At 71.9% G+C, this 16,357-nt stretch carries 14 protein-coding genes, 1 other RNA gene and 1 pseudogene; 10 read left to right on the forward strand and 6 right to left on the reverse strand.

What is annotated here, in order from left to right:
• Positions 1-1,008 (reverse strand): type I glyceraldehyde-3-phosphate dehydrogenase, encoded by a 1,008-nt coding sequence (gene gap, locus V5F49_RS03075; protein WP_394114640.1) that lies wholly within the window; start codon positions 1,006-1,008, stop codon positions 1-3.
• 108 nt (positions 1,009-1,116) lie between these two features.
• Positions 1,117-3,108 carry a transketolase gene (tkt, locus tag V5F49_RS03080; protein ID WP_394114639.1) on the reverse strand — a complete coding sequence of 664 codons (1,992 nt, stop codon included), beginning with the start codon at positions 3,106-3,108 and terminating at the stop codon, positions 1,117-1,119.
• Positions 3,109-3,452: 344 nt separating this feature from the next.
• On the opposite strand from tkt, the gene V5F49_RS03085 reads away from it, so the two are divergent.
• The 6 genes and pseudogenes from V5F49_RS03085 to V5F49_RS03110 form a co-directional block, all read left to right on the forward strand.
• On the forward strand, positions 3,453-3,758 hold the full coding sequence (locus V5F49_RS03085) for a DUF4164 domain-containing protein (protein ID WP_394114638.1): 306 nt from the start codon (positions 3,453-3,455) through the stop codon (positions 3,756-3,758).
• A gap of 5 nt (positions 3,759-3,763) precedes the next feature.
• Complete coding sequence (locus V5F49_RS03090) at positions 3,764-4,147, forward strand: cell division protein ZapA (protein ID WP_394114637.1); 384 nt, start codon at positions 3,764-3,766, stop codon at positions 4,145-4,147.
• Between the two features lie 79 nt (positions 4,148-4,226).
• Positions 4,227-4,381: non-coding RNA, 6S RNA (ssrS, locus tag V5F49_RS03095), on the forward strand.
• On the forward strand, positions 4,371-5,009 hold the full coding sequence (locus tag V5F49_RS03100) for a 5-formyltetrahydrofolate cyclo-ligase (RefSeq protein ID WP_509210738.1): 639 nt from the start codon (positions 4,371-4,373) through the stop codon (positions 5,007-5,009). Before ssrS ends, V5F49_RS03100 begins: the two co-directional genes overlap by 11 nt.
• 33 nt (positions 5,010-5,042) lie before the next feature.
• Positions 5,043-5,864 carry a TIGR00282 family metallophosphoesterase gene (locus V5F49_RS03105; protein ID WP_394114635.1) on the forward strand — a complete coding sequence of 274 codons (822 nt, stop codon included), beginning with the start codon at positions 5,043-5,045 and terminating at the stop codon, positions 5,862-5,864.
• 606 nt (positions 5,865-6,470) lie between these two features.
• Positions 6,471-7,337: pseudogene (locus tag V5F49_RS03110) on the forward strand (AraC family transcriptional regulator ligand-binding domain-containing protein); the annotation flags it as partial.
• Positions 7,338-7,421: 84 nt separating this feature from the next.
• On the opposite strand, the gene V5F49_RS03115 reads toward V5F49_RS03110, so the two are convergent.
• Together V5F49_RS03115 and V5F49_RS03120 are read right to left on the reverse strand one after the other, a co-directional pair.
• Positions 7,422-9,026: a PEP/pyruvate-binding domain-containing protein gene (locus V5F49_RS03115; protein ID WP_394114634.1), complete on the reverse strand. Its 1,605-nt coding sequence runs from the start codon at positions 9,024-9,026 to the stop codon at positions 7,422-7,424.
• Entirely contained in the window at positions 9,023-10,957 is a 1,935-nt protein-coding gene (locus V5F49_RS03120; protein WP_394114633.1) for a hypothetical protein, read from the reverse strand. The genes V5F49_RS03115 and V5F49_RS03120 overlap by 4 nt, the downstream gene beginning before the upstream one ends.
• A gap of 251 nt (positions 10,958-11,208) precedes the next feature.
• Between V5F49_RS03120 and V5F49_RS03125 the strand changes: the two genes are divergently transcribed.
• Positions 11,209-11,757 (forward strand): superoxide dismutase family protein, encoded by a 549-nt coding sequence (locus V5F49_RS03125; protein WP_394114632.1) that lies wholly within the window; start codon positions 11,209-11,211, stop codon positions 11,755-11,757.
• 90 nt (positions 11,758-11,847) lie between these two features.
• On the opposite strand, the gene V5F49_RS03130 is transcribed toward V5F49_RS03125, so the two are convergent.
• Positions 11,848-12,099, reverse strand: a complete 252-nt coding sequence (locus tag V5F49_RS03130; RefSeq protein WP_394114631.1) for a hypothetical protein — start codon at positions 12,097-12,099, stop codon at positions 11,848-11,850.
• 152 nt (positions 12,100-12,251) lie between these two features.
• Positions 12,252-12,944 (reverse strand): helix-turn-helix domain-containing protein, encoded by a 693-nt coding sequence (locus V5F49_RS03135; protein ID WP_394114630.1) that lies wholly within the window; start codon positions 12,942-12,944, stop codon positions 12,252-12,254.
• A gap of 536 nt (positions 12,945-13,480) precedes the next feature.
• Between V5F49_RS03135 and V5F49_RS03140 the strand changes: the two genes are divergently transcribed.
• The 3 genes from V5F49_RS03140 to V5F49_RS03150 all read left to right on the forward strand — a co-directional run bounded on the left by V5F49_RS03140 (position 13,481) and on the right by V5F49_RS03150 (position 16,106).
• The gene (locus tag V5F49_RS03140; protein WP_394114629.1) at positions 13,481-14,959 is read left to right on the forward strand and encodes a sensor histidine kinase; all 1,479 of its coding nucleotides are present in this window, start codon (positions 13,481-13,483) and stop codon (positions 14,957-14,959) included.
• Entirely contained in the window at positions 14,956-15,612 is a 657-nt protein-coding gene (locus tag V5F49_RS03145; protein ID WP_394114628.1) for a response regulator transcription factor, read from the forward strand. The genes V5F49_RS03140 and V5F49_RS03145 overlap by 4 nt, the downstream gene beginning before the upstream one ends.
• Before the next feature lie 119 nt (positions 15,613-15,731).
• Positions 15,732-16,106, forward strand: coding sequence for a response regulator (locus V5F49_RS03150; protein WP_509210739.1), 375 nt, complete (start codon positions 15,732-15,734; stop codon positions 16,104-16,106).
• Positions 16,107-16,357: the final 251 nt, after the last annotated feature.

Here is a 16,357-nt window from a genome sequence, read left to right on the forward strand (position 1 = left end):
TCAGCCCAGCTTGCCCATGGCGACAGCAGTGTCGGCCATGCGGTTCGAGAAGCCCCACTCGTTATCGTACCACGACAGCACGCGCACGAGCGTGCCCTCGAGCACCTTCGTCTGGTCGAGATGGAAGGTGGAGGAGTGCGGGTCGTGGTTGAAGTCGATGGAGACGTTCGGCTGGTCGGTGGTGCCGAGGATGCCCTTCAGCGGACCGGCCGCGGCGGCGAGGATGGCCGCGTTGATCTCGTCCTTCGAGGTGGCGCGCTTGGCGATGAACTTGAAGTCCACCACCGAGACGTTCGGGGTCGGCACGCGGATGGACGTGCCGTCCAGCTTGCCGTTCAGCTCGGGGAGCACGAGGCCCACCGCCTTGGCGGCGCCGGTGGAGGTCGGGATCATGGACATGGCCGCGGCGCGGGCGCGGTACAGGTCCTTGTGCATGGTGTCCAGCGTGGGCTGGTCGCCGGTGTAGGCGTGGATGGTGGTCATGAAGCCCTTTTCGATGCCGACCGCATCGTTGAGGACCTTGGCCACTGGGGCGAGGCAGTTGGTGGTGCACGAGGCGTTGGACACCACCAGGTGCTCGGCGGTGAGCTTGGCGTGGTTGACGCCGTACACCACGGTCAGGTCGGCGCCGTCGGCGGGGGCCGAGACCAGCACGCGCTTGGCGCCGGCGGCGAGATGCGCCGAGGCCTTGTCCTTGGACGTGAAGATGCCCGTGCACTCGAGCGCGATGTCCACGCCGAGCTCCTTGTGGGGCAGCTCGGCCGGGTTGCGCACGGCGGTCACCTTGATGGGGCCGCGGCCCACGTCGATGGTGTCACCGGCCACCTTCACCTCACCGGGGAAGCGGCCGTGCACGCTGTCGAAGCGGAACAGGTGGGCGTTGGTCTCCACCGGGCCGAGATCGTTGATCGCCACCACCTCGATGTCGGTCCGGCCCGATTCGATGATGGCGCGCAGCACGTTACGCCCGATGCGACCGAAACCGTTGATGGCCACCTTGACGCTCATAATGGGTCCTCCATGAGCCGGCTTGAAGCCCGGCCTCTCCGAATCTGCATTCCGCGGCCGCGGCGAACTCCGCGGCCCGGCTTCCTCGCGCCCGCCGTGCGCCTGTGATCAGGCCTGCCGGAGCTGTTCGAGGGCCTTGCCCACGACTGCTTCCGGCGTGATTCCGAAATGGGCGAAGAGATCCTTTCCTGGCGCGCTGGCGCCGAACGAGGTCATTCCCACAAAGGCGGCATCCGAGCCGACGATGCCGTCCCACCCCATGCGGATGGCGGCCTCGACGGCCACCTTCGCCGGGGCATCCCCGATCACCTGCGCCCGCTCTGCGGCGGGCCTTTCGAGGAACAGCTCGAACGAGGGTATGGAGACGACGCGGGTGGGCACACCCTGCGCCTCCAGAAGCTTGGCGGCCGCAACCGCGAGCGAGACTTCCGAGCCGGTGGCGAACAGGCTCGCCTGCGCCTTGCCGGAAGCCGCGACGATCTCGTAGGCGCCGCCGGCCGAGCGGTTCTCGGCGGTGGCGTCGGTGCGCAGCAGCGGCAGGTTCTGCCGCGACAGGATCAGCGCCGAGGGACGGTCCTTCGCCTCAAGGGCGATCTGCCAGCACTCGGCGGTCTCCACCGTGTCGGCGGGGCGCAGAACCAAGAGGCCCGGAATGGCGCGCAGGGCGGCCAGATGCTCCACCGGCTGGTGGGTCGGGCCGTCCTCGCCGAGGCCGATGGAATCATGGGTGAGCACGTGGATCACCCGCTCGCCCATCAGCGCCGCGAGGCGGATGGAGGGGCGGCAGTAATCGGAGAACACCAGGAAGCCGCCGGAGAAGGGGATGAGGCCCCTGTGCAGGGCGATGCCGTTCATGGCCGCGGCCATGCCGTGCTCGCGCACGCCCCAATGGACGAACGAGCCGGAGAAGTCGTCCGGCGTGATCGCCTTGGCGCCCTTCGCCTTGGTGTTGTTGGAGCCGGTGAGGTCGGCCGAGCCGCCCACCATCTCCGGCACCGCCTGGGTGACGACGTCGAGCACCAGCTCGGACGACTTGCGGGTGGCGACGGCGCCGCCATCGGCGACCGCCTTGGCCTTGGCGGCGACGATGGCGCCTTCCAGCGCCTCCGGCAGGGTGCCGGCCATGCGGCGCGTGAACTCGGCGCGATCGGCCTCGGGCAGGGCCGCGAGCCGCTTCTCCCATGCCGTGCGGGCCTCGGTGCCGGCGGCACCGGCGGCGCGCCAGCTCTCCAGCACATCGGCCGGGATCTCGAACGGCGCGGCCTCCCAGCCGAGCGCGGCGCGGGTGGCGGCGATCTCCTCGGCGCCGAGCGGCGAGCCGTGCACCTTCTCCGAGCCGGCCTTCTTGGGCGAGCCGAAGCCGATGGTGGTGCGGCAGGCGATCAGGGTCGGCCGGTCGGAGGCCTTGGCGGCCTTCAGCGCGGCGAGGATCGCCTCGGGATCGTGCCCGTCGATGCGGGTGGTGGCCCAGCCGGACGCCGCGAACCGGGCGAGCTGGTCGGTGGAGCCGGAGATGGAGGTGGCGCCGTCGATGGAGATGCCGTTGTCATCCCACATCACGATCAGCTTGTTCAGCTTGAGGTGGCCGGCGAGGTCCGCCGCCTCCTGGCTGATGCCTTCCATGAGGTCGCCGTCGGAGGCGAGCACGTAGGTGTGATGGTCCACCACGTCCTTGCCGAAGCGGGCGGCGAGCGCACGCTCGGCCATGGCCATGCCCACGGCGGTGGCGATGCCCTGCCCGAGCGGGCCGGTGGTGGTCTCGATGCCTTCGGTGACGAAATTCTCGGGGTGTCCCGGCGTGCGCGAGCCGAGCTTGCGGAACGACTTGATGTCGTCGATGCTCACGCTGCGGAAGCCGGCAAGATGCAGCACCGCATAGAGCAGCATGGAGCCGTGGCCGGCGGAGAGCACGAACCGGTCGCGGTCCGGCCAGGCCGGGTTCGCGGGGTCATACTTCAGCACCTGGGTGAACAGCACGGTGGCGATGTCCGCCGCCCCCATCGGAAGGCCAGGATGGCCGCTGTTCGCGGCTTCCACCGCGTCCACCGCGAGGAAGCGGATGGCGTTGGCGAGGCGATCGTGGGGCGTGCGGCTCAGCATGAATTCTGTTTCTCCCGCGCCGGATTCCGGCACGCGCCGCCCGCAAGAGACACCCTCGTGCAGTGGCAGACCCCGCAGGGTGCAGAACCCCTGGGTCACGCGGCCTATGGCGGGCCGCCTTGTACCAAGGCTCGCAGGGCTGTCAAACCTGCCCGCTCCACGAACGTCAAGTCGCTGCGGGTAAAGCGCCCCGCGCTGCATCGTCGCGGGTGCAGCAAAAGTGCTGCGCTGCGTCATTCGCACATGCAGCATAACGGGCGAGCGATCTTCCCTGCCGCCTGCGATTGTGTTGACAATCCCGGGATGGCTGGCGCCGCGCCGCCCGACTCGGCTAGAGTTTGCCAATGTATGCGCTGAAGCAACGCCCCCCGCTGCAGGACGCCCCCATCGAGGCGGCCACCAAGCGCCTGCATGCGGCGCTCGATTCCCTCACCGACGCGCTGGACCGCCGCCGCGAGGCCGATCGCCACCAGGAGGCGCTGATGGCCCAGCTCCACGCCATGGGCAACGACCGCGCCCGGCTCGCGGCCGAGCTCGACCTCGCCAGGTCCGACGCCGCCGAGGTGGAGGAGGTGGGCCGCGAGATCATCCGCCGCCTCGACGTGGCCATGAGCACCATCCGCGACGTGCTCGCGACCCACGGCGGCTGACAGCCATGCCCCACGTCTCCGTCACCATCGCCGGCCGGCAGTACAGGATGGCGTGCGACGAGGGGCAGGAAGAGCACCTCATCCGCCTCGCCCACGACATCGACAGCCGCATCTCCCAGCTGCGCGGCGCTTTCGGCGAGATCGGCGACCAGCGCCTCGTGGTGATGACCGCCATCACCATCGCCGACGAGCTGGCCGAGGCACGCTCCCGCATCCGGGCGCTGGAAAGCGACATCGAGAGCCAGCGGGACGCCCGCGCCTCCGCCATCGCGCGCATCGAGGCCAGCGAGGAGGAGGTGGCGCGCACCATCGATTCCGTGGCCGAGCGCATCGAGCAGCTGGTGGCGCAGCTCGGCCCCAAGGAGCGCGGCACCATCGGCATGGGCTGAGGCGCGCGGCTGCAATTGGCGGCCGCCATCCACAGGCCGGGGGCTGGCGCCGGGGGCGGTTCCTCCCTACATTGGTCGAGCGGGGCTGCGGGGCTCGTTAGGAGACATTTCCCCGGGGCCTTATCGATCCTTAAGGGAGCTGTCCCTGACCTTGCCTCCGGGCTCGGACACATGGCGCCCACCTACGTTGTAGGTTTCCCGGGATCGACCTCCGACGGCTTTTGTGGCTCCGCACGTCTTTCGTCCCGTCCCCACCGGCCCCTCCATGGACATCGCGGCGGAAAAGAAGCGCCTGCGCGCGCTGGCGCTGGAGCGCCGGGCGGCCATGGGCGCCGATGCCCGCGCCGAGGCTGCCGCCCGCGCGGCGGGGATGGCGCGCGCCGCGCTGCTGGCCGACGGACCTGTCACCGGCCGCACCATCGCCCTGTTCGCCCCCTTCCGCGACGAGATCGACACCGCTCCCCTGGCCAACCTGCTGCGCGCCGCGGAGGCGCGCCTCGCCCTGCCGGTCATCCTCGGTCGCGACCGTCCGCTGCTGTTCCGCGAATGGGAGCTGGGGGCACCCCTCACGCCTGCGGGCGCCTACCGCATCCCCGAGCCCGGGCCCGAGGCTCCGGAGGTGGCGCCGGACATCCTGTTCGTTCCGCTGGCGGCATTCGACGCGCGCGGCTTCCGCATCGGCTATGGCGCCGGCTTCTATGACCGCACCCTCGCCCTGCTGCGCGCGCGGGGTCCGGTGCGCGCCCTCGGCTTTGCCTTCGCCTGCCAGCAGGTCGATCACGTTCCCGCGGAGCCCCATGACGAAGCGGTCGACATGATGGTAACGGAGGCTGAAGCCTGGGCCACGCGCCCCCTCCCCTGATCCCGGCCGCGTCCGGCCCCATGGAATCCGCCCATGCGTATGCTTTTCCTCGGTGATGTCGTCGGCCGCCCCGGACGGGAAATCGTCATCTCCCGCCTGCCCGAGCTGGTGGCGCGCTGGTCGCTCGATCTGGTGGTGGTGAACGGCGAGAATGCCGCCGGCGGCTTCGGCATCACCGAGGCGATCTACACCGAGCTCATGGAAGCCGGCGCCGACGCGGTGACGCTCGGCAACCACGCCTTCGACCAGCGCGACGCCCTCGTCTTCATCGAGCGGGCCCCGGCGCTGGTGCGGCCCATGAACTATCCTCCCGGCACGCCCGGCCGCGGCGCGGCGCTGGTGGAGGCGAAGAACGGCGCCCGGGTGCTGGTGCTGAACGTGATGGGCCGCATCTTCATGGACCCGCTGGACGACCCCTTCGCCGCACTGGACCGCGCGCTGGAGGGCGCCGCGCTGGGCGAGATGGTGGACGCGGTGGTGGTGGACGTGCATGCCGAGACCACCAGCGAGAAGCAGGCCATCGGCCATTACTGCGACGGCCGCGCCACGCTGGTGGTTGGCACCCACACCCATGTGCCCACCGCCGACCACCGCATCCTGCCCGGCGGCACCGCCTACATGACCGATGCCGGCATGTGCGGCGCCTATGACGGCGTGATCGGCATGGACAAGGAGGAGCCGCTGCGGCGCTTCACCCGCAAGCTCGCCTCCGGCCGGTTCGAGCCGGCGACGGGTCCCGGCACGCTCTCCGGCGTCGCGGTGGAGACCGACGACCGCACCGGCCTTGCCGTGAAGGTCGCCGCCGTGCGCCTCGGCGCCGGGCTGGAGGAAACGCTCCCGTCGTTCTGGGTGTGACGGGCGGCAGGCCGCCGGCCAGGAGCCCGCGCCCGGCTCCGCCGCGGTGCGGATAGGGATAAGAGCCGCAGGGCGGCGCTGTGGCCGCTTCGGCGGCGTGGGCGCCCGCGGCAAAACCGTCCGCCGCCGCGCCCGACGGGCCTGGACGACGGGCACGGGTGCCGGAACCGGCTTTGGGGGCCGACCGCCCCCGCGGAATGCAGCAGGGCGGCAGCGACGGCCCCGCCGAGAAGCCGACGCATCCGCGGCGAGATCCCGTGGCGCAGCTGGGCTCGGTCCTGCAGCGACCAGCCCGCTGCTGGCGAGCTTGCGCACTGCGGCCAACGGCGGTGAGCAGGCAAGCTGCGCCGCAGCCCGGGTGGATTGACCCGGACCGGCACACACCGCCTCGCTCCGCTCCCGCAGCGCGCCGCGACATCGCGGGGCCGTGACGAAATCGCGGCTGGCACCGGGTGGCTGTTGACTTTGCGCGCCATGACGGCTTCACCATTTGCGGCAAGATCCGGCCATGACCCGCGCATGGCGAGACACACGGCGACCATGACGACGACGCTCCCTCTCGTGCGGGCCGCAGCGCTCGCGCCGTTCGTCATTCTGCTCCGCGACATGGGGCGGCCGGTGGAGCAACTTCTGATTGACGTTGGGTTAGATCCGACCGTGGTCTCCCGGGAGGACGAGCCGATGCCGCTCCGCGCCGGCATTGCCTTCGTCCGGGCCGCCTGCCGGGCGGAAGGCCCCGATCTGCCGAGCCGCGTCGTCGCCCATGCCGGCGTGGACCGTCTCGGCTTCCTCGGCCTGCTGATCCGCTCGTCACGGACGCCGCGGGAGGCCTTCGAGAAGATCACGCGCGCCTATTCGCACCACGGCTCGCACGAGGTGTTCAGCATCGTGGGCCACGCCGGCGGCGCCACCATCCGCCATGCCTTCCGGGTGCCCGTCGACACCGAGGATCTCGCCAACGTCCAGCAATATTGCGCCGCCCTCATCATCGATGCGACGGGCCTCGCCGGACCGGCCCTGTCCGCCGTGGAGCGGATCGAGCTCACCCCCCATCCCACGGCGGGGCTGGCGCCGCTGGCCGCGCAGTTCGGCAACCGGGTCGTGCCCACCGCCACCGGGGCGACGGTCGTGAGGCTACCCGACGCGGTGCTGGACCGGCCCTATCCCGGCCCGCGCATCCACCTCGGCCCCGTGCCCGAGGGCAGCGCGGTGATCCGGGGCGACGGCACCCTGACGGGATCGATCCTGGCGGTTCTGCCCATGCTGCTGATGCTGGGGCGGGAGCCATCCGTCGCGGCGCTGGCGGACCTCTGCTACATGAGCACCCGCACCCTGCAACGCCGCCTCGCCCAGGAGAGCACCAGCCTGTCGCGGCTGATCGAGGCCGAGCGCGCGCGGGCGGCGGTGGCGGGGCTCACCGCCTCCACGATGCCGATCCAGGACATCGCCGCGCGCATGGGCTACAGCTCCAGCTCCAGCTTCACCCGCGCGGTGCGCCGCTGGACCTCGGCGCCGCCCTCCCGCCTGCGGCGCGGCGGGAACGCGGCCGGACTGAGCTCAGTCGCGCTGCGCCCACCCGGCGACCACGGCAAGGGCGGCCTCCGGCCTTTCCACCGCGATCTCGCGCCGGCCGATGAAGACTGCGCCGGTGTCCCCGTCGAGGGAAATCCAGTCCCCCTCCCCCACCTCGATGGTGCCGATGCGCGCGCGGCGGGCGTTGCCATCCATATCGAGCGCCGCGCAGCCCACCACGCAGACGCGCCCGAGCTGCCGCGCGACCACGGCGGCATGGGCGGTCCGACCACCGACCGTCGTCAGGATACCGGCCGCAAGGGCGAGCCCGGCGATGTCGTCGGTCGCCACGTCCGGGCGCACCAGGATCACGGGCTCGCCCCCCTCGCAGAAGCGGCGCGCGGCCTCGGCATCGAAGGCGATGCGTCCGCTTGCGGTGCCCGGGGAGGCGGGCACCCCGTGCGCCGCCGGCTCTGCCGTGCCGATAAAGCGGCGGGCACCGAGCGCGGCGAGGTCGATGCCCTCCAGCAGTTCGAGCCCCTCGGCCGGCGAGCGCGCCCCTTCGGCGACGAGATCCACCGCGATCCGTAGCGCCGCCAGCGGCGTGCGCTTGGCGGCACGGGTCTGGAGGAAGAACAGCCGCCCCTCCTCGATGGTGAACTCCACGTCCTGCACGTCGCGATAGGCGGCCTCCAGCGCGCGTACGCCGTCCGCCAGCTCGCGCGCCACGGCGGGCATGACGGCGCCCAGCCGTTCCAGCCCCACCGGCTGGCGGCGGCCGGAGACCACATCCTCGCCCTGCGCCTCGAACAGCATGTCGGCATAGAGCTCCGGCGCGCCGCTGGCGGGATCGCGCGAGAAGGCGACGCCGGAGCCGGAGCGGCCGCCGGCATTGCCGAACACCATGGCCTGCACCGTCACGGCGGTGCCCGCCAGTCCCTCCAGATGGTTGAGGCGTCGGTATTCCTGCGCCTTGGGCGCGTCCCACGAGCGGAACACCGACTCCACCGCCGCGCGCAGCTGCTCGGCCGGATCGGACGGGACGACCGCGCCGAAGCGCTCGGACGCCAGGTCGAGATAAAGCCCGCACAGGCGCTCCAGCGCGTCCGGGTCCAGCTCACGGTCGGCGGCCGTGCCCTCCGCCGCCATCAGGGCCCGCAGGGCGGATTCGAACGGTGCCCGCGGCAGGCCGGCCACCACCTCGCAATAGGCCTCCAGGAAGCGCCGGCGGCAGTCCCAGGCGAGGCGCGGATTGCCGTAAAGGCGCATCAGCCCGCGGACGGCCTCGGCGGTGGCGCCCACGTCCAGCACTGTCTCCAGCATGCCCGGCATGGACTTTTCCGCGCCGGACCGCACCGAGACGAGGAGCGGGCGGCGCGCATCGCCGAAGCCACGCCCGGTGACGCGTTCCAGATGGGCGATGCCTTCCGCGAGCAGATGGTCCACCTGCTTCTGCGAACGTTCCGCACCGCACAGGGCGGTGGAGAGCACGAAGGCCGGCGGCACGTTCAGGCCGAGGTCGTGCATCCGCCAGAGCTGGGCGGCCTTGGAGCCGAATTCGCGCGCGGTGAGCGCGGCGGTGTCGCCCTGCGGCCCGATGAAGGCCATGGGACGGGCGGCGGCGCTGTGGGCGGGAAGGTGGCGGGTCACGGCGCGGTCTCCTCCAGCATGCCGGCCCTGAGCGACAGGGCGGCCCGGGCGAGATGATCGGTCCCGGCCTCGATGGCGCGGGCGATCTCGATTGTGGCGGCAAGCTCCTGCGCCGGCGCGGCGTCGCCGAGCGCGGCCGCGAGCACCCGGCGCTGGGCGGCATCGGCGCGGCGCTCGCCCTCGCTGACGGCATCGATGGCCTCCAGCGCGGCGGTGATGTCCTCGCGGCGCCCGGCCGGATCCTCGCTCGCAGCGGCGACGGCCCGGACCAGATCGCTGCAGCAGCCCACGGCAATGCCGGCGAGCTCGGCGAGGGGCGCCGCGGCGGCGCGCTCGCGCGCGGGATGGGCGATGCTGAGCAGAAAGGCCGCCTCCTCCAGCGCGTCGGTCGCGTCCTCCACCTGCTCGGCGGCGGGCAGGAAGCGCCGCCCCCGCCCGAACGGGCCGGACGCGCGGTCGCGTGCGGCGAGCACCTGCGCGTCGCCCTTCTCCTCCAGCCGCTTGGCGCGGGCGCGCAGGGTGGTGCGGGCGGTTTCCGGAAGCGCCTCGGCGCCGTCGAGCGCCTCCGCCACCATGGCCGCCAGCATCCGCGCCGTCCCCAGCTGACGCAGCGCCAGGCCGAGGATCTCCTGCTCGGCCGAGCCGAAGCGATGGGTGAGCTCCGAGCGCACCTCGTCGCGGATGAGCCGCACCGAGCGGCCGCCGGCAAGTCCTTCCGAGGTCAGCCGCAGCACCTCGCCGAGCAGGCTTTCCACAGCCGCGGCGCCGAGCACCCGGTCGAGGCGGGCGCCGTAGGGCACCCGGCCTTCGGCGCTGCGGCGGATGGCGTCGAACACCAGTTCGGCGCCTCCCAGCTCCAGAAAGGCGCGGTGGCCATGTCGCGCCCCCGCGGCGCGGGTCAGGAGACGGATGGCGGCGGGCTTGTCCACGAAGGTCTGCAGCTGCTTGCGGGCCTTGTTCCAGTCGATCAGGAACACGAGCCGCGCGCCGATGCCCTCCAGGAAGGCGTCGAGGGCGGCCTCGTCGGGCGCCGCATAGCTGCCTGTCACCATCAGGAAGCGCCCGGCATCGCCGAGCCCGTCGGCGCTGCGCTCGGCCAGCGGCGTCCATTCGGCATCGAAGCTGCGGAACAGGCCGATGAAGAACTTGGCGCGCGAGCGGTGCACGTCCGTGTAGCTCACGCGTGCGCTGAGCCCTTCGACCGTGACGATGATGACGTGGGCGTCGGTGGTGCCGATGTCGTTCTGCAGCACCAGCCGCGCGCCACTGCGGGTGGCGGTGGTGTCGAGGCCGGGATGGCCGAAGGCGAGGCCGCGCGTGGCGTTGAGCCCGCGCATGAAGGCCTGGATGCGGGGGCGATCGGCGTCGGCGATCGCCAGCGCCCGCGCGCCGTCGATGGTTTCCACCGCGAGGCTGGCGGCCAGCTGGTTGAGCGCCTTGTGCAGGTCCATCACCAGCAGGTGGGCGGTGTCCTGCGCCCCGCGGCGCGCCGATGTGGTGCGCGTGAGCACGCCGTCGTCCACCACGTCGTCCGCCATGCGGCCGAGCGCGGTCCTCAACTCCGTCAGGCGCTGCGTGAACATGCCGGCCGTGGCGAGGCCCGCGGCCGCGAGCGGCTCGGCCATGCAGGCGATGTCATCGAGGATGCCTTCGACGATGCGCCGGGCGCCCGGGGCCGCGACACTGCCGTCGGCCATCGGCCGCGCGCCGCCCACCAGCGCGTCGAGCCCGTCCTCGGCCGCGCCGGCGTCCCGCGCCTCGGCCTCCAGCGGCCGCAGGGGCTGTTGCGGGGCACGGGCATGCGCCGCGGCCTCCTGCAGGGCCGTCATGCGCAGCTTGGCGCGGTCGTTGGCCTTCAGGGCCGCCTCCACCAGCGCCGGCAGCAGCAGCCCGCCTTCGCCGAGCACCTCGACGATCTGCGTCTTCTTCATCGCACCCATCCCTGGCCGCGCGTGTGCCGCGGCCTCCCGAGACCACGCCGGGACGGGGCAGGATCCGCTGCGCAGGCGTTCTGGTTCAACCACTTAAGCCAGAAACCTGACAGCAGCACGACACCGCGCCCCGCCACGTCGCCGCAGGGGCGGGAGGGATTCGGGCTGGGCGTCGACGCAAGACCGCGGTGGGCCGCGGTGATAGGATCGCGCGACGCCGAATGGCGCGCCCGGTGGATCAGGAGGATACGATGGCTCTGAGGACCCTGCTCGTTGCGTCAGCCACGCTGGCCGCGGGACTTTCCGCCGCGATGGCGCAGACGCCCGCCCCCGCCGCGGCTCCGGCGCCCACCGTTGTCACCGGCGCGCTCACCGGAAACGACGGCAGGACCCTCGGCTCGGCGACCGCTACCGGCACCGACCGCGTGACCATCGTGCGCATCCTGCTCACGCCCGGCGCGGTGCCGGCCGGCTGGCACGGCATCCACTTCCACGCGGTGGCGGACTGCTCCGACACCGAGAAGTTCCTTGCCTCCAAGGCGCATGTGAACCACGGCGGCAAGGCGCACGGGCTGCTCAACCCGAACGGCCCGGACGAGGGCGACCTGCCCAACGTCTTCGCCTTCACGGACGGATCGGTCTCGGCCGAGGTGACGAGCCCGGTCGGGCTGACCGGCGCCAACGGGCTGCTGGACCCGGACGGGTTCGCGCTGGTGATCCACGCCAATGCGGACGATCACACCACCCAGCCCATCGGCGGAGCCGGCGCGCGCATCGCCTGCGCCGCCTTCAAGCGCTGAACGGCATCCGGTGCCGACAAGCGGTCGGCCGGGCCGATGCCCGGCCGATCCGGGACGCCGCGCGTCCCGTGCCGGCTGGCAGCGCGGGCCTTACGCCTTCTTCTTTTTCTGCGACAGCAGGTCCGACGCGGTCAGGATGATGAGCGAGACCAGCGCGATCGCGGTCGCGCTCAGCGCGTAGACGATGAGGAAGGGATACCCGAAGAGATAGACCAGGGCCGCGAAGACCACGACCAGGTTACCCATGAAGAAATACTTCGCGTCCGGCAGCCCGTAGATGGCGTCCTTCAGGAACCATCCGACCACCGGGACATGAAGGAACGCACGCGCGGCAGATCGCATGGCGGACCCCATTATCGGCTGTGTGTCATGGCGCTGCAGACATGTTGCAGCGCGGCAGGCACCATGGCGGAACGCCTTCGAGCGATCAAGGATGCGGGTCGTGAGCCGGCAGCGGGCTGTTGTCGCAGCCCGGCACGCAGGCGCAAGCCCGTTCAGCCGACGGCGCGGTCGGAACGCCAGCGGTGCGGCGTGGTGCCGGCGAAGCGGCGGAACACGGTGGTGAAGTGCGCCTGCGTCTGGAAGCCGACCGCAAGCGCGATCTGCACCAGCGGCTCCCGGGTCCGCGCCATCATCTCCTGCGCCTGCTCGATGCGGGCACGGAGCAGAAACTCGTGCGGGCGCAGGCCGGTCGCCACCCGGAACTGGGCGGCGAAGTGCATGCGGCTGAGCCCGGCGGCGTGCGCCATGTCGGCGAGGGTGACGGCCCCGCCCAAATTCTGGTCGATGAAGGCGAGGACGCGCTTGAGGCGCCACGCGACCAGCCCTGACCTCGCCCGTTCCGTCGGCGGCGCCGGCTGTTCGGCCGGCACCGGGGCCGGAACCTTCTTCACCAGCGAGCGCGCCAGCAGGGCGAGGCGCAGCGCATCGGCATAGAGCCCCTCGCCTGCCGTGCCGCGCGCCGCCTCCAGCGCCTGCGCCAGCTGCCGGGCGACGAGATCGTCCGCCGCAACCTCCGGCTGGTCGCTCGACGGCCGGGCCTCGGCGCGCGCGGGGACACCGGGCTCCCGGCGCAGCTGGACCACGAGCGGCGCGCGCTCCCGGCCCAGCAGGCCGGCACCGGCGACGGCGTCCGGATCGGTGAGGGCGGGGCGCCCGTCGACGGACGGGGAAACGTGGACGGACATGCGCAGAACCCCTCGGCGTGATGCCGGCTTTCGGCGGGTCCCTCTCTCTCCTGGCCGGATCGCCCGGCATGGGAGGAAGGAACGCCCCGCTCCGGCGGATGCTTCGAGGATCGGTGCGCGGCGCGCGCTTCTCCATTCTACGTGGGCTTTGCCGGCCCATATGAAATGCCGGGCAACCCATACGTTGGTATGCGTGCCGGCGGCTCCCGCAGTCGCCGGCGGGTCTGCGGCGCGCTTGAGGCGCGGGCCCGATGGCGCGGGGTGCACGAGGCGGCCGCCGGGGCAATCGGTTGCCTGCCGACGCCGCCGTCACCCCGCCCCTCCGGAGGGGGCGACACTCGCGCGGCGACGGGACGCCCGGGGCGGCGCGAGCGGAGATGCAGCACGCGGCCGCGCGAATTTGAAACGCGGCAGTCGTATCCGACAAGACGACGGCCACGCGCAATGATAGCCGGGACCGTACCGTGCGTGCGGCGCCCCTCTGCCGGAGGGCGGGGCTGCGCGTATGATCGCACGATCCAGAACGTGAGGCGCCCATGTATGGCCTGGGAAGCGCATTGTCCGGAGTGCCGGCCGAGAGCCCCGCTGCGCGGCGGGTCGGGGCCGCGCTGGTGGCGGTGCTGTGCCTCGCCATCTTCCTCGTGGACACGCTCTCCCCGCTCGATATGGCGATCGCGGTTCTCTACGTGGTGGTCGTGCTGCTCGCCGCCGGCGTGTTCAAGCGGGCGGGGCTGCTGATCGTCGCGGGGTGCTGCGTCGGCCTCACCGCGCTCAGCTTCACCATCATGCACGGCGACAGCTACAATCTTCCGGCCACCATGCGCGGCTTCGTCAGCATCGCCGCCATCGCGGTGACGACGCTGCTGGTGCTGCGCAACCAGGAGGTCACCGGCTCGCTCCGCGATCAGGCGGCGCTGCTCGATCTCTCCCACGACGCCATCTTCGTCCGCGACACCGCCGATACCATCACCTACTGGAACCGCGGCGCAGCACTGCTCTATGGCTGGTCGCGGGCGGAGGCGACCGGGCAGAAGGCCGGCGCGCTGCTGAAGACCGCGTTTCCCTGCGCCCGGGAGGAGATCGCCACCACGCTGGAGGCGACCGGGCAATGGGAGGGCGAGGTGGTGCACACCACCCGCGACGGCCGCAAGGTCATCTCCATGAGCCGCTGGTCGCTGCAGCGCGACGCCCGCGGGCGTCCCATCGGCACCATGGAGACCAACCACGACATCACCGAACGCAAGCAGGCCGAGGACCAGCTGCACCAGGCACAGGCCGAGCTCGCCCATGTCACGCGGGTGACCACCATGGGCGAGCTCACCGCCTCCATCGCCCACGAGGTCAACCAGCCGCTCGCGGCCGTGGTCACCAACGGGGAGGCCTGCCTGCGCTGGCTGCGCCGGCCGGTGCCGGACATCGCCGAGGCGGAGGGCACCGTGACACGCATGATCGCGAACGCCCGCCGCGCCAGCGAGGTCGTGGCCCGCCTGCGCGCGCTCGCCCGGCGCGGGGAGCCGGACTATCTTCCGCTCCAGGCCGCCGAGCTGGTAGAAGATTGCGTGATGCTGCTGGAGCGGGAGCTCTCGAACCACCGCGTGCAGCTCGATCTCGCCCTCGCGCCCCGCCTGCCCGCCGTCAGGGGCGACCGGGTGCAGCTGCAGCAGGTGCTCATCAATCTCGCGCTCAACGCCATCCAGGCCATGGACGGCGTGCCCGAGCACCGGCGGCGCCTGCGCATCGGCACCGGGAGCGCCGCGGAGGGCGTCGTCGCGCTGTTCGTGGAAGACACCGGGCCGGGCGTCGCGGCCGACCAGCTGGCGGGGCTGTTCACGCCGTTCTTCTCCACCAAGAAGGACGGGATCGGCATCGGCCTGTCGATCTCGCGCTCCATCGTCGAGGCCCACGGGGGCCGGATCGATGCGGCGCCGGGCGCGGCCGGAGGGCTGCGCTTCACATTCACCCTGCCGCTCGCCGGGGATGCCCGCGAGCCGGCCGCCAAGGAAGCCCTGTCGTGACCCTGCGCCCACAAAGCCGCACCGCGCCGCCGCCGAGCGCCCCCGTCGTGATCGTGGTGGACGATGACGCTGACCTGCGCGAAGCGCTGTCCAGCCTGTTCCGCTCCATCGGCCTGGAGGTGGCGCTGTTCTCCTCCGCCGCCGAGCTGCTGGCGGCGACCCTGCCGGACGCGCCGCGCTGCCTCGTGCTCGACATCCGCCTGCCCGGCGTCAGCGGCCTCGACTTCCAAAGCCAGCTGGCCCGCTCCGAGATGGACATGCCGATCATCTTCATGACCGGGCACGGCGACATCCCCATGTCGGTGCGCGCCATGAAGGCCGGCGCGGTGGACTTCCTGACCAAGCCGTTCCGCGACCAGGACATGCTGGACGCCGTCGCCGCCGCCATCGAGATCGACCGCCAGCGTCGCGAGACCCGAGCCGCATCCGCGCGCCTGCGCACCCTTTACGACACCCTGTCGGAGCGGGAGAAGCAGATCATGGCCCTGGTCACCTCCGGGCTCATGAACAAGCAGGTGGCGGCGGAGGTCGGGCTCAGCGAGATCACCGTGAAGATCCACCGTGGCAACGTGATGCGGAAGATGGAAGCCCACTCCCTCGCCGATCTCGTGCGCATGGCCGAGGCGCTCGGCCCCGGCCGTGCGAAAGGATAAGCGCGCAAACGTCTGTATGATTCAGTCCGGCAGGCCGGGGGCCTATTGTTCGGGGCAATCCGGTGCGGCGGCCGATGCCGCAGCCTGCATAGAGGTGTCCTGAAGTGTCTTCCCTTCCGATGATCACGATCATCGACGACGACGAGGCCGTTCGCCTCGCCACCGAAAGCCTCGTCCGCTCGCTCGGGCTCGGCGCGCGTTCCTTCGCCTCGGCCGAGGATTTCCTCGGCTCGGCGGAACGGAAGCGGACGGCCTGCGTCATCACCGATGTCCAGATGCCAGGCATGAGCGGCGTGGAGCTGCATGGCCGGCTGCGCGCCGAGGGCGATCGCGTCCCCCTCATCTTCATCACGGCCTTTCCCGAGGAGCGCATCCGCCGCCAGGTGGACGCGGCGGGGACCTTCGGCTTTCTCGCCAAGCCGTTCGACGGCAATGCCATGATCGACTGCATCGACCGCGCGCTGCGGGCCAGCGGCGCGGCGCGGCCGGACTGAGCCGCTCCCAGCGCCCCGGCCCCGCCCCCCTGATCCCGGTGGAGCACAGGCGCCGGCTCCCCCGGCGCCGGCCTCCCTCCTCCCCTCGCACCATACCGCGGACGTCGCCCGCCGCCGCACGGGCACGCTGGCTCGCCTGCGGGCGCCGCACGGGCTCCCGCGCCCACCGGCGCGCCGGGCGCATGCGTCGATGTCCGGGCCGTGCCGGTGGACTGTCGACATACCCACGTATGAGGACGCCAAACGAGCGC

Origin of the sequence: Xanthobacter lutulentifluminis (assembly GCF_043194675.2) — a bacterium.
In the GTDB taxonomy this organism is placed as follows: Bacteria; Pseudomonadota; Alphaproteobacteria; order Rhizobiales; family Xanthobacteraceae; genus Xanthobacter.

Excerpts from the sequence above, each read along its gene's own strand:
- V5F49_RS03150 (WP_509210739.1), top strand. The coding sequence starts at position 15,732 with ATGATCACGATCATCGACGACGACGAGGCCGTTCGCCTCGCCACCGAA.
- V5F49_RS03085 (WP_394114638.1), top strand. The coding sequence starts at position 3,453 with ATGTATGCGCTGAAGCAACGCCCCCCGCTGCAGGACGCCCCCATCGAG.
- V5F49_RS03125 (WP_394114632.1), top strand. The coding sequence starts at position 11,209 with ATGGCTCTGAGGACCCTGCTCGTTGCGTCAGCCACGCTGGCCGCGGGA.
- tkt (WP_394114639.1), bottom strand. The coding sequence starts at position 3,108 with ATGCTGAGCCGCACGCCCCACGATCGCCTCGCCAACGCCATCCGCTTC.
- V5F49_RS03135 (WP_394114630.1), bottom strand. The coding sequence starts at position 12,944 with ATGTCCGTCCACGTTTCCCCGTCCGTCGACGGGCGCCCCGCCCTCACC.
- V5F49_RS03105 (WP_394114635.1), top strand. The coding sequence starts at position 5,043 with ATGCGTATGCTTTTCCTCGGTGATGTCGTCGGCCGCCCCGGACGGGAA.
- V5F49_RS03130 (WP_394114631.1), bottom strand. The coding sequence starts at position 12,099 with ATGCGATCTGCCGCGCGTGCGTTCCTTCATGTCCCGGTGGTCGGATGG.
- V5F49_RS03140 (WP_394114629.1), top strand. The coding sequence starts at position 13,481 with ATGTATGGCCTGGGAAGCGCATTGTCCGGAGTGCCGGCCGAGAGCCCC.
- V5F49_RS03120 (WP_394114633.1), bottom strand. The coding sequence starts at position 10,957 with ATGAAGAAGACGCAGATCGTCGAGGTGCTCGGCGAAGGCGGGCTGCTG.
- V5F49_RS03090 (WP_394114637.1), top strand. The coding sequence starts at position 3,764 with ATGCCCCACGTCTCCGTCACCATCGCCGGCCGGCAGTACAGGATGGCG.
- gap (WP_394114640.1), bottom strand. The coding sequence starts at position 1,008 with ATGAGCGTCAAGGTGGCCATCAACGGTTTCGGTCGCATCGGGCGTAAC.